The organism is Streptomyces sp. NPDC002055 (assembly GCF_040296705.1).
Lineage (GTDB): Bacteria > Actinomycetota > Actinomycetes > Streptomycetales > Streptomycetaceae > Streptomyces.
Genome location: NZ_JBEOXS010000052.1, coordinates 1 through 15,543, shown reverse-complemented (window position 1 = coordinate 15,543; position 15,543 = coordinate 1). Strand labels below are relative to the sequence as shown.

General features: G+C 73.5%; 11 protein-coding genes. 8 read left to right on the top strand and 3 right to left on the bottom strand.

The genetic code is table 11. The features are described 5' to 3' along the window. Positions 1 to 76 precede the first annotated feature (76 nt). The 4 genes from ABT112_RS26595 (at position 77) to ABT112_RS26580 (ending at position 3,066) form a co-directional block, all read left to right on the top strand. Positions 77 to 568 (top strand): hypothetical protein, encoded by a 492-nt coding sequence (locus tag ABT112_RS26595; protein WP_351513701.1) that lies wholly within the window; start codon positions 77 to 79, stop codon positions 566 to 568. Positions 569 to 969: 401 nt separating this feature from the next. Further along, a complete protein-coding gene (locus ABT112_RS26590) occupies positions 970 to 1,488 on the top strand; it encodes a hypothetical protein (RefSeq protein WP_351513699.1) in 519 nt (172 codons plus the stop codon). A 36-nt stretch (positions 1,489 to 1,524) separates the two neighbouring features. Beyond that, a complete protein-coding gene (locus ABT112_RS35435; protein WP_502975455.1) occupies positions 1,525 to 2,067 on the top strand; it encodes a VOC family protein in 543 nt (180 codons plus the stop codon). Between the two features lie 378 nt (positions 2,068 to 2,445). Further along, on the top strand, positions 2,446 to 3,066 hold the full coding sequence (locus ABT112_RS26580) for a winged helix-turn-helix domain-containing protein (RefSeq protein WP_351513698.1): 621 nt from the start codon (positions 2,446 to 2,448) through the stop codon (positions 3,064 to 3,066). Between the two features lie 167 nt (positions 3,067 to 3,233). Here ABT112_RS26580 and ABT112_RS26575 read toward each other — a convergent pair whose 3' ends face one another. Further along, positions 3,234 to 4,964 (bottom strand): PepSY-associated TM helix domain-containing protein, encoded by a 1,731-nt coding sequence (locus ABT112_RS26575; RefSeq protein ID WP_502975454.1) that lies wholly within the window; start codon positions 4,962 to 4,964, stop codon positions 3,234 to 3,236. A gap of 418 nt (positions 4,965 to 5,382) precedes the next feature. Further along, positions 5,383 to 6,081 carry a hypothetical protein gene (locus ABT112_RS26570; protein ID WP_351513696.1) on the bottom strand — a complete coding sequence of 233 codons (699 nt, stop codon included), beginning with the start codon at positions 6,079 to 6,081 and terminating at the stop codon, positions 5,383 to 5,385. A 294-nt stretch (positions 6,082 to 6,375) separates the two neighbouring features. On the opposite strand from ABT112_RS26570, the gene ABT112_RS26565 reads away from it, so the two are divergent. Then, a complete protein-coding gene (locus tag ABT112_RS26565) occupies positions 6,376 to 7,875 on the top strand; it encodes a DUF1996 domain-containing protein (RefSeq protein ID WP_351513694.1) in 1,500 nt (499 codons plus the stop codon). 181 nt (positions 7,876 to 8,056) lie between these two features. Here the strand turns inward: ABT112_RS26565 and ABT112_RS26560 are convergent, their stop codons facing one another. Further along, positions 8,057 to 8,635 carry a hypothetical protein gene (locus ABT112_RS26560; protein WP_351513692.1) on the bottom strand — a complete coding sequence of 193 codons (579 nt, stop codon included), beginning with the start codon at positions 8,633 to 8,635 and terminating at the stop codon, positions 8,057 to 8,059. Between the two features lie 159 nt (positions 8,636 to 8,794). Between ABT112_RS26560 and ABT112_RS26555 the strand changes: the two genes are divergently transcribed. From ABT112_RS26555 to ABT112_RS26545, 3 genes are all read left to right on the top strand, one after another. Further along, positions 8,795 to 11,950 carry an alpha-N-acetylglucosaminidase gene (locus ABT112_RS26555; protein ID WP_351513690.1) on the top strand — a complete coding sequence of 1,052 codons (3,156 nt, stop codon included), beginning with the start codon at positions 8,795 to 8,797 and terminating at the stop codon, positions 11,948 to 11,950. Positions 11,951 to 12,300: 350 nt separating this feature from the next. After that, positions 12,301 to 14,304, top strand: a complete 2,004-nt coding sequence (locus ABT112_RS26550; RefSeq protein ID WP_502975459.1) for a hypothetical protein — start codon at positions 12,301 to 12,303, stop codon at positions 14,302 to 14,304. 277 nt (positions 14,305 to 14,581) lie between these two features. Then, a complete protein-coding gene (locus ABT112_RS26545; protein ID WP_351513688.1) occupies positions 14,582 to 15,310 on the top strand; it encodes a TetR/AcrR family transcriptional regulator in 729 nt (242 codons plus the stop codon). The last annotated feature ends 233 nt before the right edge of the window (positions 15,311 to 15,543 follow it).

Sequence of the window (15,543 nt, the reverse complement as noted above, 5' to 3'; positions counted from 1 at the left end):
TGGGGTTGGTGGGATCCATGGGGTGCATGATTCGGGAACTGCAGACGAACCGGGCCTCAAGTGACACACTGCGCGCGTGACGCATGACGAACATGAGCTCTTCCGTACCGTCGCCTTTCCCTTTCCCGAGGGACGCTTTCCCCGGGACCTGGGGGCCGTGGTCCAGCGCACCGTGGCCGAAGGAGACCTTCCGGCGCTGACCGTGGTGCATGACACGGACGGTGACTGGCTGGTCGGGGACGGCGTGAACGACCCCAATCTGCCGGGCGCGTGCATCGTCCACTGCCTCGTCCATCTCGCCGAGGCGGATCCCTCGCTCGCGGAGACCGCCTCGCTGCCGCCCGGCTATGCCGCCTACCGGGACGGGCCCGACCAGCCCTGGTCCATCGAGCCCTTCTCCTACGAGGACGGCAGTGATTCTCCCGCTCCCCCCTCTGTCAGTGGCGACTCCCCCGCCGACGCGGTCGGGAACGACGCACCTCACGGGAACGGCGCACCTCGCGGGAACGGCGGACGACGCGGGACCGGAACACCTGGCGACACCGGAACGCTGGGCAATACCGGCTGAGACGCCCCGCGGCCGCTTCACGCCGCCCGGCTCCACGCCACCCGAGGCACCCCGAGCCCGCCCGAGGCCTCCCCGCGCCTCCCCAAGCGGCCCGAAAACCTCCCCGGCCTGCTCCCCCCGCCGCGAGCCATCGGGACAGGACGCCGCTCAGGCCGCTCAGTGAAGCAGCCTGCGGCGCAGCACCCGCACGCGTCCTCGGCAGTACCCGCACGCGCCCCTCGGTAGCACCCGCGCGACCCCTCGTCAGTGCCCGCGCGCGGTCCTTCGGTAGCGAGCCGGCGCCCCGGCCGCTCCGCGACCCCGAGGGACGAAACGCCTCATAGAGGGCGAAAGTGGGTGATCAACTGCCGTAGCGTGGGGCCGCCATTGCCGCGTCCCGTTGCTTCGGGAGGAGCGCCCCCGTGTCCGAGCAGTCATCGCCGCCCGCGCCTGCGGAGTACCACGTCGAGACCTCCGACAGTCTCTTCGGCGGGGTGTACGGGCTGGTGCTGGCCAGCGCCCTGCTCTCCGCGCTCCAGACCGAGGGCGCCAGTTACACCCCGGTCTACGACGCCCTGTGGGTGCTGGTCACGGCCATCTCGTCGGCGCTCGCGCACGGCTACGCACGCCATATGTCGACCTATCGTCCCGGCACGGCGGGGCACCGCTGGCTGATGCTTCTCCGGACGCTGCTGGGCGAGTGGCCGCTCGTGGCCGCGGCCGTGCCGACGGTGCTGCTGCTGTGCGCTGCCGAGCTGGCCCACTGGTCCGAGGAACCGGCCACGGCGGCGGGGCTCGGCGTGAACACGGTGCTGCTGTTCGGACTGGGCATGTTCGCCGCGCTGCGCATGGGCTACAAGCAGGGCGGGGCGATCCTCATCGGGCTCGCCGACGCCGCGGTGGGCCTGCTGATCGCGATCGCCAACGCCATCATCAAATGACGGGGCCGGGTCCCGGTCAGGCAGCAGAATGGCCCCATGATCGGCAATCTGCAGTGTGTGGTGCTGGACTGTCCCGACCCGCGGGCCCTCGCCCGTTTCTACGCCGCGGTCCTCGGTGGTGAGGTCGACCGGCCCGACCGGCGCTGGTCGCTCGACGAGGAGTGGTCGACCCTGCACACCCCGGGCGGCCCCGTCCTCGCCTTCCAGCGGGCGGCGGACCACCGGCCACCGCGCTGGCCGGACCCGGCGTATCCGCAGCAGTTCCACCTCGACGTCGGGGTGAGCGACCTCGATGCCGCCGAGGCGCGGGTGCTCGCGCTGGGGGCCACGCGGCTCGCCCCGGCGGTCACGGGGTCCGGTTCCGAGCCGGACGGCGACGCTGTTTCCGAGCCCGACCCAGGCTCCGGGGCCGGTTCCGAGACCGGCTCCGCGGCCAGTTCCGAGACGGGCTCCGTGACCGTTCCCGAGGCTGGTTCCGGCTGCGATTCCGAGACCGGCTCGGACTCCGTTCAGGACGAGCCGGGTTGGCGCGTATACGCCGATCCGGCCGGCCATCCGTTCTGTCTCGTCCGGGAGTGAGGCCCCGGGGTGACCGGGCCGCCGTCCCTCCCGGTCACCCGCGGTCGCCGTTCCGGCGAAAGGAATCGGCCGGAGACGTGCGTCGCATTCCGTATCAACTCCTGGTCGGGGAGAGCGCGGGCGACGCCGGTTCTGCTTCAATGGGGTCATGGCCAGCTTCCAGAACACCGCACCGGGTCGCCACGACCTCGAGCCGTTCTGGCCTTCACGGCAGCACCACGACTTCGACCGCGTGTGTTGCCGCGCGACTCCCGCGCAGGCCCCTTCCCAGCGCTGACGCCGTCCCGTCGCAGTCAGCCGCCGACCGTTCCGGTCGGCCACCGGCCCGCGCGCCGTACGTCCCTCGACGACTTCTCCGCGCGAAAGAGCTGAGCTTCCATGACCAACACCCGTTCGCTGTCCGCCGCTCCCATCTCGCCGTCCGCTCCGCTGGGCCGGCACCGGCTCCGCGCCGTCGACCGGAACGAAGTGGTGCAACTCGCCGACTTCCTGCCGCCCGGCACCACCTGGCTGCCCGCGCCGCAGCACACGCTCCCGACCCTGCCGGGCCAGCCGCCGATGGTCGGCTACCTGCTCCTGGTGCCGGCGGACGCCCCTGCCGCGGGCGTCGTGCCCGTCCCGTCGGCGGATCCGTCGCACCCGGCCCACGAATCGGTGCGGGGAGCCGGACCGGTGCCGGAGACCCGCCCCGCGCCGGAGGCCGCACCGGAGACCGGGCCGGTGCGGATCGACACCGACCGGCGCATCGCGACCGTCGACGGCCTGCCGCTCGACCTGACCTACCTCGAGTTCGAGCTGCTCGCCCACCTCGTTGCCCACCCGCACCGGGTGCACAGCCGCGACCAGCTCGTCACCACGGTGTGGGGGTACGGGCACGTGGGTGACGGCCGGACCGTGGACGTCCACATCGCCCGGCTGCGCCGCAAGCTGGGCGTGCACCGGGAGTCGATCGTGACGGTGCGGCGCGTGGGCTACAAGTACACGCCGCCGGGACGGTAGCCCCGATCCGCTGGGCAGTTCATCGGCCGGGCGGCCACTTCTGCTTCGGCAGGCCACCTCTGCTTCTCCCGGCCCCCTCTGCTTCAGTACTGCGCGGCTCGGACGGCCCCGAACCGCGCGGGTCCCCGGTACGCGAGGCGCGTACCGGGGACCCGGGGCCGACTGCGTCAGGAATGCGCCTCGGCGGAGCCGGCGCGACGGCGGGCGACGGCTCCCAGTGCGGCATCCACGACGAGGAACGCCAGCAGGCTCAGTCCGAGCAGCGGAACCAGCCAGACGATCACCAGCGTTGCGGCCGCCAGCGGCAGCAGGACCGGCAACGGCACCCGCCGCCAGGCGCCGCGCGGCATCGGCCTGCCGAAGGTGAGGCCCGTGCTCTGGGCGGGCCGGCGTCGCCACCACATGACGTAGCCCCAGACGATCAGCAGGATCAGCGCCCCGGCGAGCGCGATCAGCGCGATCTGGTTGATCAGCCCGAGGAACAGCCCCTGGTGGGCGTCGATGCCCCAGCGGGTGAGCTTGGCGAGCAACGGGTAGTCGGAGAAGCTCAGTTCGTCGGTGACCTTGCCGGTGGCCGGGTCCACGGCCACCGCGTCCAGGTGCACCGGCCACTCCTTGTCGGTCTGCTTGACGAGGTACGCCGTGCCCGGCTCCGTGGGGGCGGCGATCTCGATCGGGCCGGTGAGCTTCCGGTCGAGGGCGGTCTCCAGCACCCGGTCGAGGCCGACGTCCTGGCCGGTGTGGCCGCCGTGGCCGGCGCCGCCGTGGTGGCCCGCGTGGTCACCGTGGCCCTGGCCACCGCTGTGGCCGCCGCCGGCCTCGGCGGAGATCTCCGGGGTCGCGCCGTGCACCTGGGTGCGGAGCACGTCGATGTTCTCCCCCGCGTAGGTCGACCAGGTCAGACCGGTCGCCGAGAGGAAGACCAGGCCGAGCACGGCCCACAGGCCCACCGCGCCGTGCCGGGAGAGGGTACGGCGGCGGCCGGTCGCACCGCGCTCGGGCAGCAGCAGACCGCGGGCGCCGCGGACGGTGCGCCGGCGCTTGATCCACAGCAGCAGGCCGCCGAGGGCGACCACCCAGAGCCAGCTGGCGGCGAGTTCGCTGTAGAGGCGGCCCGGTTCGCCGAGCTTCAGATTGGCGTGGAACTCGGAGACCCAGGTGCGGAACGGCAGCGCGCCCGACCCGCCGTAGCTCTCCAGCGCGCCGCGGACCTCGGCGGTGTACGGGTCGACGAACACGGCCAGGGACTTGCCCTCGTCCACGCTCGGGTCGCTCAGCAGGACCCGGGTGGTGGCGCCGTCCTCGGTGGAGGGCCAGACGGCGGTGAGGCTGCCGTCCGGGTGGGCCCGCAGGGCTGCGTCGACCTGGCGGGAGAGGGGGACGGTGTGGTCGCCGACGGGCGCGGTCAGCTCATGGGCGTAGACGACCTTCTCGATCTGGTACGAGACGGCGTAGAGCAGCCCGGTGACGGCCGCGACCAGCAGGAACGGGGCTATCAGGACGCCGGCGTAGAAGTGCATGCGCAGGACGAGCGGGCGCAGGGCGGCCCAGCCGCTCCGGCGGCCGTCGTCGCCCGGGCCGGTGGACGGGTCGGCGGACGGGTCGGTGGACGGGTCGGCCTCCGGAGCCGCGCTCTCCTCCGGGCCTGTGGTCTGCTCCGGGCCTGTTGTCTGCTCCGAGTCCGTGGTCTTCTCCGGAACCGTGCTCTTCTCCGGAGCAGTGCTCTTCTCCGGAGCAGTGCTCTTCTCGGCGTCGGTGGTCTTCTCCGGCCCGGGGGCCTTCTCCGAAGCCGTGGTCTTCTCGGCGCCGGCGGTCTTCACCGGACTGGTGGCCTTCTCCGGGCCGGGCGGCGCGGAGGGGGTGTTCTCGGTCCCCGTTACGGGGTCGTCAACGGACATGGGGTCCTTCGGTCTCGGCTCCGCGTACGGGTGAACCGGTACGCGGCGGGGTGGAGACCGTCGTGCGATGGGCGGCAGGGCAAGACAGCCGCACCAGCGGCCGACGGCCGTGGTGAAAAGCACCCACCGGCGGGTCCGTCCGCGGACGGAATCCGCGGAACCGCGCCCGGTATTCATCCCGAGCCCTGACCGGACCTCACGGGACCGGCCCTCGGCAGGCCCGGACCTCGCGGGGACAGGACCTCACAGGACCGGACTCACGGACGCCGGGTTCCCCGGAGCGGGACACCGGAACCCGGTCCTGGCGGACGGGGCCCGGCGCACGGACCGGAAGGCGGGACACGGAGCCCGGCGGAATGCCGGAACACCGAACACCGGGAGGCCGAACCGAGACGCCGGAGTGCCTGATGTGCTGACGTCAGCTACCGAGTACGGAACGGAACCCCGGAAGGTTCACACCGGTGGGGGTGACATGGCCGTGCACCGCGCCGCACGGCGGACCCCGCCGCGAGAGGACATGGGCGAGCAGCAGCCGCCGCTCCCGTCCCGGCTCGTCCGGGCAGGGCGCCGGCCGGGTCACGCCTGGCAGGGCGGGCCGCAGGACGGCGGCGAGGAGCAGCCGCAGCGGGCTGAAGGCGAGCGCGCTCAGCGCGCCCAACAGCCGGAAGAAGGCCGTCTCTCCGCGCCAGAGCCACAGGGCGCAGCAGACCGCGGCCGCCAGGTGCGCGGTGAGCATGACGCCGGAGTCGCCGGAGTCGGCGGTGTGCGCCGTGCCGGTCGTCCCGGCCGCGTGCCGCATGCCGTCGGCGGCCGATGTGGCGGCCATGCCGGCCATCTCGCGGGCGCCGTCGGGCCGCAGGGCCCGGTGCCCGCCCGAGAAGAGCAGGTGGAGCGCCGCCTGGGTGGTGAGCAGGCCGGTTCCGATGGCCAGGATGCCCCGTCGGCGGCGGGCGGCGAGCCAGGCGGCGGCCGCCGTCACCGCGAACGCGGCCAGCAGTGCGTGTCCGGGGAGCTGGCGGCCCGATGCCATGACGTGTCCGGCCGCGGCGAGCAGCACACAGACGGCCGCGAACACCGCGGCCCGTACGTGGCGTGAGAGCGACCGGGCATCTGTCATGGTGCGCACATGCTGCCATCCCGTGGCGGCGGGCAGCGCGCCAGTACGAAATGTCCCCCTCTCCCCGCCCCGGCCCGCCGGGCGCGACACGATGTCCGGACATCACCCCACACGGCCTCGCTCGACGACTACTGCCCGACCTGCCACGGATTACCCGGATCTGCCCACCGCCCCGGAAGTCGATTCCGAAGAATCTGATGCGCGTGTGAACACGGCGACGGCCCCCGCCGTATGAAACGGAGCTTCTCCGACCGGGAGTCCCCCCATCTCCCGGAAAGACGCAAGAGGGGTTCCATGAAACAGAATTCGCACAAACGCTCCCCGCTCGTGGGCAGGGCGATCGCCGCGGCGGCCGCCCTCCTGCTGGGAGGCGGAGGCCTCGTCGCCGTCAATGTCACCGCCAACGCCGGACAGAGCGATGACGGTGGCTCCACGGAGCAGATCTCCGCACAGAACGCTTCGACGATCGCCTGCCCGGAGGTGGTCGACCAGATTCCCGAAGTGCCGAGCAAGGCACGGGCGGAGGTCGACCGGAACCTCGCACAGCTGGACAGCCAGATCGGCGATGCGTACCAGAAGATGGTGAGCGCGCGGGCGAAGGGGTCCATGGACGCCGACGCCATGCAGAGCTCCATCCTTGATCCACTGGAGGCCAAGCGCAAAGCGTCGATCAACGAGATCAACTCCTCCCTCGACCGCTGGGGACAGAGCCCCGCGGGCCTGACGGATCTGGCCGATTGTCAGCTCAAGGGCAATGACGCAGCAGGAGGGGACGGCCAGGCCCTCGACGGCCAGCAGCAGGACGGCCAGCAGGCCGGTCAGGACCAGCAACAGGGTCAGGACCAGCAGGGCGGCCAGGAGCAAGGCGGTCAGGACCAGGGCGGCCAGGATCAGGGCCAGGGCGGTCAGCAGGGCGGCGGTCCCTCGCCCGACGACTTCCAGGACATCACCCAGGTCCAGCCGAATGCCCAGGACCCGAACCAGGGCAACGGCACCGGCAAGTTCACCTCCGACTGCGGAGTCAACGAGAACGGGCTCCGCAACTCGGACAACGTGATCGCCGCCCCCGGTGTGAGCAACGGCGCGCACCACATGCACGACTACATCGGCAACCAGGCCAACGACGCTTTCGCGAGCGACGACGACCTGGCGGGCGGTCAGACCACGTGCAAGAACCAGGAGGACCAGTCCACCTACTACTGGCCGGTCATCCGACTGCAGAACGGCCAGAACGAGCAGGACGCCAACGCCGCGGGTGGCGGCCAGGACGGCAACATCGGCCAGATCCAGACGCCGGTGGAGGTCACGAACGAGTTCGTGGGCAACCCCAGCAGCGATGTCGTCGCGATGCCGAAGTTCCTGCGCATCATCACCGGTGACGCCAAGGCGTTCACCAACGGCGACGCCAACGCGAACGCGTCGTGGAGCTGCACCGGGTTCGAGGACCGTCAGCTGAAGGACAAGTACCCGATCTGCCCCGAGGGCAGCAAGGTCGTCCGTTCCTTCGCCTTCCAGAGCTGCTGGGACGGTCAGAACATCGACAGCGCCAACCACCGTACGCATGTGGCGTTCGCCAAGGAGGACGGCTCCTGCGACAACGGCTTCAAGGCCATTCCGCAGCTGAAGCAGCGCATCGTCTACGACGTGCCGCCCGGCCCCGGCTTCGCGGTCGACTCCTTCCCGGAGCAGTTGCACAAGCCGATCACCGACCACGGCGACTTCATCAATGTCTTCTCGGACAACCTGATGAACGAGATGGTCAGCTGCATCAACAACGGCGAGGAGTGCCAGTAGCCGAGCAGCCCGCGGGCCCGCGGCCGGCATCCGTGCCGGCCGCGTGCTCACCGGTCACCGCCGCGGCCGGTGACACCGGATGTCCTTCCGGTGTCACCGGCCGCGGTTCTGTGTGACGGGACGCGAGGACGGGACCGTCCGGGCGGAGCCGAGCCGGTGAGGCCGGCCAGGACCGAACGGACTACGAGCCCATGTCCATGTGGTGGGAGGACGCCTGGTGGCCGCTGTGGTGCGAGGCCTTGTGGGAGCCGTGCGAGCCGCCCTCCCCGGAGCCGTGGTGCGAACCGCCCTCGTGGGAATCGCCCTCATGGGATCCTCCCCCGTGCGAACCTCCGTGCGAACCCCCGTGCGATCCTCCGTGCGAAGGCGCCGTCTCCACCTCCCCGCCGAGCTTGCCGCGCAGCTTCCCGAGCGTCTTCGGCTCGCCCACGGCCACCCACTTCGGGCCCACGAGGTAGGACCCTCCGTAGTTCTGTGCCTCACTCAGCCAGTCCATCTGGCCCTTGTTCGTGGCGAACGTGGCGAGGACATAGCGCGTCTTCTTCGACTTGCACAGCCCCTGCCGCAGCTCCTTGGCGTCGATCTGCATGTCGGGCTTGCAGGTGACCTTCTTCGCGAGCTGCTCCACGGTTCCGGTCGCCGTCTTCGGCGTCTTCTCCTTCTGTTCCCCGCTGCCGCACCCGGCGGTGAGCAGCAGCGCTCCGGTCACCACGGCGGACGCGAGAACCGCGCCCGACCGGCCCCTGCCTCGAACACGCATGGATGCCCTCCTCTGAGTAGACGCACGTCGGCACTACCGCATACGGGAACGATCGGTGATCGTCTCAATCGCGCGTCCCATTGCTCGTCCATATTCCGGTCATTAACGTGCACCCCACTCATACCTGTCGCAGCACCACCCGCCTCGTGGGGAGCGCACGTGACTGACCTGAACAGCCGAAACGTGGCCAGACGGACGCTGCTGGGGACCGCCGGAGCCCTCGGGGCCACGGCGCTCGGCAGCGGAACGCCCGCGATCGCCGCGGGGCCCGGAGCCACCGGGGCCGCGGCGAACGCCGGGGCCGGAGCCATCGGGGAAAAGGTTTCCGCAGACCTCATCGCACCCGCCCGCGCGGCGCTGCGGCGGCTGCTGCCCGACCATGCCGGGCAGTTCCGGCTGACGGCCCTCACCGGCCCGGAACGCTTCCGGGTCACCGGCTCCACCGGCCGGATCGAGGTGTCGGGCACCGGTCCGGCGGTCCTGCTGACCGGCGTCCACTGGTACCTCAAGTACGTCTGCGGGGCGCACATCTCCTGGGCCGGCAGCCGGACCGGGCTGCCGCGCCGGCTGCCCGCGCCGGGCCGCGCGCTGGAGCGGTCGGCGACCGTGGCGCACCGCTTCGCGCTCAACGACACCCACGACGGCTACACCGGGCCGTACGCGGACTGGCCGCGCTGGGAGCGGCTGATCGACGTCATGGCGCTGCACGGCCTCAACGAGGTCCTGGTGACCCCCGGTCAGGAGGCCGTCTACCACCGGCTGCTCCAGGACTTCGGCTACTCGGACGCGGAGGCACGCGCCTGGCTGCCCGCCCCGTCCCACCAGCCGTGGTGGCTGCTGCAGAACATGAGCGGCTACGGCGGGCCGGTCAGTACGGAGCTGCTGGCGCGCCGCGCCGACCTGGGCCGCAGGATCTGCGAGCGGCTGCGCGAGCTGGGCATGGCGCCGGTGCTCCCCGGCTACTTCGGGACCGTCCCGGACGGCTTCGAGCAGCGCAATCCGGGCGCCCGTACCGTGCCGCAGGGTGTCTGGGCGGGGCTGAAGCGCCCGGACTGGCTGGACCCGCGGACGGCCGCGTTCCGCGATGTGGCGGCCTCCTTCTACCGGCATCAGCGGGAGCTGTTCGGGCCCGCCGCCCACTTCAAGATGGACCTGCTGCACGAGGGCGGCAGCGCCGGGGACGTGCCCGTGCCCGACGCGGCGCGGGCCGTGGAGAAGGCCCTGCAGACCGCCCGGCCGGGAGCCACCTGGGTGATTCTGGGCTGGCAGGACAACCCGCGCCGGGATCTGCTGGACGCCCTGGACAAGGACCGGATGCTCGTCGTCGACGGCCTCTCCGACCTGGAGACCGTGACCGACCGGGAGAAGGACTGGGGCGGCACGCCGTACGCGTTCGGCACCATCCCCAACTTCGGGGGCCGCACCACGATCGGCGCCAAGACCCATATGTGGGCGGAGCGCTTCACCGCGTGGCGCGACAAGCCGGGCAGCAAACTGGTCGGCACGGCGTACATGCCGGAGGCGGTGGAGCGCGACCCGGCGGCGCTGGAACTCTTCAGCGAGCTGGCGTGGCGCCGTGAGGCGGTGGACCGGACGGCGTGGTTCGTCTCGTACGCGGATCTGCGGTACGGCGGGCGGGACCGGCAGGCGCGCGCGGCGTTCGCGGCCCTGCGCGGCACCGCGTACGAGATCAGCAGCCGGGACGGCCGTCCGCACGACAGCATCTTCGCCGCCCGGCCCAGCCTCACCGCCCGGTCCGGCACGAACTACGCCACCCACACCCCGGCGTTCGACAGCGCCGGCTTCGACACCGCGTTCGCCGCGCTGCTGGGGGTACGGGAGGGGCTGCGCGGCTCCGACGCCTACCGCTACGACCTCACGGACGCCGCCCGGCAGGCGCTGGCGAACCGCTCCTGGCATCTGCTGCCCCAGCTGCGCACCGCCTACGAGCGCAAGGACCGGGATGCCTTCCGGGCACTGGCCCGGCTCTGGCTGAAGCTGATGCGGCTGAGCGAGGACATCACCGGCGCCCACCGCCTCTTCCTCCTCGGCCCCTGGCTGGACGACGCCCGCCGGATGGCGTCCGGCGCGGACGAGGCGGCGCGGCTGGAGCGGTCGGCGCGGGTGCTGGTCACCACCTGGGCCGACCGGGTGACGGCCGACGGCGGGAAGCTCGCCAACTACGCCAACCGGGACTGGCACGGCCTCATCGGGGACTTCCACCTGCCGCAGTGGCAGGCGTTCCTCGACGAGCTGGAGGACGCGCTGGCGGAGGGGCGGGAGCCCAAGCCGTTCGACTGGTACGCGATCGAGGAGCCCTGGACCCGGGAGCGCCGGTCCTACCCGCTGCGGCCGGTGAACGACGCGTACCGGACCGCCCGGCGGGTGCACGCGGCCCTGGCCACCGCCCCGTACCAGGGGAGCGTGACGGTGACCGCCGAGCCGCCGACGCTGCCGCCGGGCGGCAGCGCGCTGGTCACGGCGACGTTCCGGAACGTCAGCGGTCTGGCGCCGACCGGCCGGGTCGACTTCGCCCTGACCGGCGTGGACGCCCAGGCGCAGGGCCCGGTCTCGCTGCCGCGGGTGGCGCCGGGCGGCAGCGGCACGGTCCGCTGGCGGGTGACGGCCCCCGCCGGGCCGCTCGAGCACCCGCTGAAGCCGCTCCCCTACGACCTGAGCACCGACTACGGGCCGCAGGGCGAGGACCGGGTGCGCACCCGGCACCCCGGCACGCTCTTCGTGGGCAGTCCGCTCGACGGGCCGTGGCGGACGGTGAGCACCAACGGCGCCGTCTTCGGGCAGCTGGCGGACCGGATCGGCGTCAACGGGGCGGGCGCGGACCTGTGGAAGGCCACGTCCGAGTTCGGCGCCGCCTACCGCGAGGGCGTGCTGACGGCGGGCCGTTCGGTCACGGTGCGGGTGGACGGCCAGACGGTGACGGGCCCCTGGGCGCGGGCCGGGATCATCGTCCGCAACAAGCTGGCGACGGCCGGGTCCCCCGGCTTCCTCAATCTGGCGGTCACCCCGGGCAACGGCGTGGTCCTGAGCCACGACACCAACGGCGACGGCACCATCGACGCGTACCAGCGGCTCACCGGCGTGCGCGCCCCGGTGCTGCTGCGGCTGACGCGGGCGGCCTCGGGGGCGTACACCGGGGCGTGTTCCACGGACGACGGCGCGACCTGGCGCACGGTCGCGACGGTCACCGTGCCGGGCGCCTCGGCCACCCAGGACGCGGGGCTGTTCATGACGGCCTCGAACGGTGGCGGCGACGCCCGGGGCACGGCGGAGTTCAGCGGCTGGCAGGTGCGCTGACGGGCTCCGGCGCCCGCTGACCCGTTTCCGACGGCCCGGCAGGGGGTGCTGCCGGGCCGTCGGTTCCGGGGACGGGGCCGACGGCCCGGGGTGGGGCGGTGTGGTGTGGTGTGGTGCGGGTGGCGTGCGGTGTTGGTGGTGTGGGCGGTGTTGGTGGTGTGTGCGGCGCAGCGCGGTGGGGGCCGGTGGCGTGGTGCGGGTGGCGTGGTGCGGCGCCGTATGGGGCCGTTCGGCGCAGGGCGGGGCGGGGCCGGTGCGGTCCCGGCGGCGCGGGCGGCGCGGTGGCGGGCCGGACGAAGGGTGCGGTCCGGGTCAGGTGACCATCCCACCATTCGCTCGTTCTGTTGAACGTGACTTCCCGGGATGCGACCACCGCTCACCGTCCGCCACCCGCTCCGATCGAGCCCGTCGGCACCGAACTGGCCGAGGCGGCGCTCGTCGAGCACTATCCGCGGCTGGTGCGGATCGCCTATCTCGTGCTGTCGCCCGCGCTCGGCCGCAGCCGCCGGGTCCTCACCGCGCACGCCGTCGTCCAGCGGGCGCTCCCCCGGCGCCGCACCACCGGCACCCCGTACGACCTCCCGGCCCAGCGCGCGGACGAGGCCGCGGAGGCCGAGGACGCCGCCGAGGCGCGGGCCGCCGGTTACGCCTACGTACGGCTGCGGGTGCTGCGGGCCGCGCTCGCCGCCGGCCGCCCCCGCCGCTCCTGGCAGCGTCCGCTGCGCTCCCCGCTCCCCCCGCTCTTTCCGCAGGTGTGGGGGCTGCGGCTGTTCCCGCGTTCGGGCGGGGCCGATGAACTCGCGCTGGACCAGGCCCTGTCACGGGTGTCCGCGCCCGCCCGTGCCGGGTATGTGCTGCGCGGGCTGGAGCGGCTGCCCGACCGGGAGGTCCGGCGGCTGCTGGCGGCGGCCGGGGTCCGCGACCCGCATGCCGCGCTGCTCGCGGCGGACGGGGTCACCGCGCCCAGCGGCAGCCGGGACGAGCTGCTCCTGGAATCGCCGGAGTTCGACGCCTGCTCGCTCCACGCCCGCCCCACCGACCTGGTGCGCCGCCGCCAGCACCTGCGGGCCGCCGCGGCGGCCGCAGCGGCGGCCGCGGTCTGCGGCACGCTCCTCGGGCTGCCCGGCGAGGGATGGGGTCCGGACGGGGCCGCCGCACCGCCCTACGCCCGGAACGCCTCCACCGAACGCGCCCTGGACCCGGCCGCGCTGACCCGGGCCGCCCCCGCCGACTGGCGCACCTCGGACCGTGCCGGCTTCGCCGCCTGGCCCGCCCGGGGCGACCGCGCCGACGACCGGGAGCTGCTGCGGCGCGCCCTCGCCGTCTGGGCGCGGCCGGGACGCGCGGTGCAGGTGTCGGCCACGCCCGGCACCGCGTCCGGGCCGCCGTCGGGGCCGGCCCAGTTGCTGTACGCGGGCGATGTGGACCGGGCGACGGTGGTGCTGCTGTACGACGGGCTCCGGGTGGTGCGGTACGCGGAGGGCAAGGGCGCGGACCGCGGCGGGGCGGCGCTGGACTTCGCCCGGACGGACGGGGCGGACACCGCCACCGCCTCGGCGCTCGTGGTGAACCGCACCGACGGCAATGTGCGCTATCTGACCGCCCCCTGGGTGTCCGGCGCGCATCTGCTGGATCTGCTGCGGCCGGGGGCGGAGGGGCGTCCGCTGCACCGCACCGTGGACGGGGTGACCGAGCCGATGCCGAGCCCGGTCCCCGCGGCGACCTGCCGGAGCTGGCCGGCCCTGGAGTTCCGCAACGCGGCCGCGGCGGGTGCCGGGCGGGCCCCGCACGTGGCGACGGACCTCGGCGAGCTGGCCCCCGCCCGGCTGACGTACGGCGATCCCGCGGGGCCGCCCGGGGAGGCTGCGGGCGACCGGGCGCGGGTGAGCTGGGCCCGTACGGCCTGCCACCTTCCGGCGATGCGTTCGCTGGGGGTGCGCACGGTCAACTCCTGGCGGTTCGCCACCCAGACCCTGCCGGCCGGCGGCGGCAGCGCCGCCTGGGTGTGCACCCGGGCGGAGACCTGGCGGGGTGCGGGCAGCAGGGTGCTCGCCCAGTTCCAGCCGCCGGTCGCGCGGGTGGGCACGCCGGGGGCGGTGACCGCCCGCGCGGCGGACTCCCGGGCCTGCGGTCCGCGCGCGCCGCGGGTGCTGGCGGGTGTGGTGTGGAAGTCGGGCACGGGCCGGTGGTACGTGCTGGCCGCGGGCAGCGGCGACGTCGCGTCCATCACGGCGTCCGGGGGTGTGCGGGGCAGCGCGGAGGGGCGTGTGCTGGCCCTGCCCGCCGGCCCGGGGGCCCGGGCCGATCTCGACGCGCGGCTGGCGGACGGCGGTCGGCTGGCGGCGTTGCGCTGAGGGCTGGGGCTGGGGGCCGAGTGCTGGGGGCTGGGGACGGCGGGTGCGCTGGTGCGTGCGCGGCCGCGGGCCCCGGTGACGGGTGTGCCGGGCCCCGGTGACGGGTGTGCCGGGGGCGTATGGGGGCGGGGCCGTTCGGGCGGGCGGCAGCGGATTTCGGGCGCGGGGCGCCCGGTTCGGGGCGGTGCCGCGAAAGCGTCGGCTCGTCCCGGAACGTGCCCTCTGCCTGCGCCAATGCCCTGAACGGCAACTTCCGCTCCCCCGTTATGGTGTTCATATGACGACTGGGGTGCGCCGCAGGATGGGCGTAGAGGAGCGGCGGGAGCAGCTGATCGCCGTGGCACAGGAACTGTTCAGCCAACGCCCTCCGGGGGAGGTGTCCATCGACCAGATCGCGTCGGCCGCGGGCATATCCCGCCCCCTCGTCTACCACTACTTCCCGGGCAAGAACAGCCTGTACGACGAGGTGGTCCGACGGGCCGCCGGCGAACTGACCCGGCGCTTCGCCGAGCCGCAGGAAGGCCCGCTCGGGGCGCGGCTGCTGCGGGTGATGTCCCGCTTCTTCGACTTCGTCGACGACCACGCGCCGGGGTTCGAGGCGCTGCTGCGCGGCGGTACGTCCGTCGGCTCGGAGCGGGCGAACGCGCTGATCGACAAGGTGCGGCAGGCGGCCTACGACCACATGCTGTTCCACCTGGGGATCACCGACCCGGGCCCGCGGATCGCCCTGGCCGTCCGGTCCTGGATCGGGATGTCCGAGACGACGGCGCTCACCTGGCTGGACGGGCGGCACATTCCCCGTACCGAGCTGGAGTTGCAGCTGGTGCACAGCTTCATGGCGCTGCTCGCGGTGAGCGCGGCGTACGACGAGGAGGCCGCGGCGCTGGTGCGGCGGATCGTCGACCAGGAGCCGGTGGACGGGACGTTCGGGGATCTGGCGGCGCGGTTGAGCGCGTTCGGGCCGGGGGGCTCGGGGGGCTCGGGGGGCTCGGGGGCCGGCCTGTAGCGGGGTGGGTGTGCGGGGTGCCGTGCCGGGTGCCGGGTGCCGTTCGGGGTGCGGGTGCCGTGTCCGGGTGCGGGTTCGGAGCGCCGGGTGCGGGTGCCGTGTCCGGGTGCGGCTCTGCACGCGGGGTGCGGACGTGGTGCCGGGTGCCGGGACCTGCGGGGTGGGGGGTTCCGGAACGTATATTTACGGGCCTGGCGGCCCACAAATACACGGAAGCTTCCGGAACCCCCCAC

Coding starts and splice junctions, on each gene's coding strand:
- ABT112_RS26570 (WP_351513696.1), bottom strand. CDS start 6,081: ATGACAGATGCCCGGTCGCTCTCACGCCACGTACGGGCCGCGGTGTTC.
- ABT112_RS26575 (WP_502975454.1), bottom strand. CDS start 4,964: ATGTCCGTTGACGACCCCGTAACGGGGACCGAGAACACCCCCTCCGCG.
- ABT112_RS26580 (WP_351513698.1), top strand. CDS start 2,446: ATGACCAACACCCGTTCGCTGTCCGCCGCTCCCATCTCGCCGTCCGCT.
- ABT112_RS35435 (WP_502975455.1), top strand. CDS start 1,525: ATGATCGGCAATCTGCAGTGTGTGGTGCTGGACTGTCCCGACCCGCGG.
- ABT112_RS26560 (WP_351513692.1), bottom strand. CDS start 8,635: ATGCGTGTTCGAGGCAGGGGCCGGTCGGGCGCGGTTCTCGCGTCCGCC.
- ABT112_RS26545 (WP_351513688.1), top strand. CDS start 14,582: ATGACGACTGGGGTGCGCCGCAGGATGGGCGTAGAGGAGCGGCGGGAG.
- ABT112_RS26565 (WP_351513694.1), top strand. CDS start 6,376: ATGAAACAGAATTCGCACAAACGCTCCCCGCTCGTGGGCAGGGCGATC.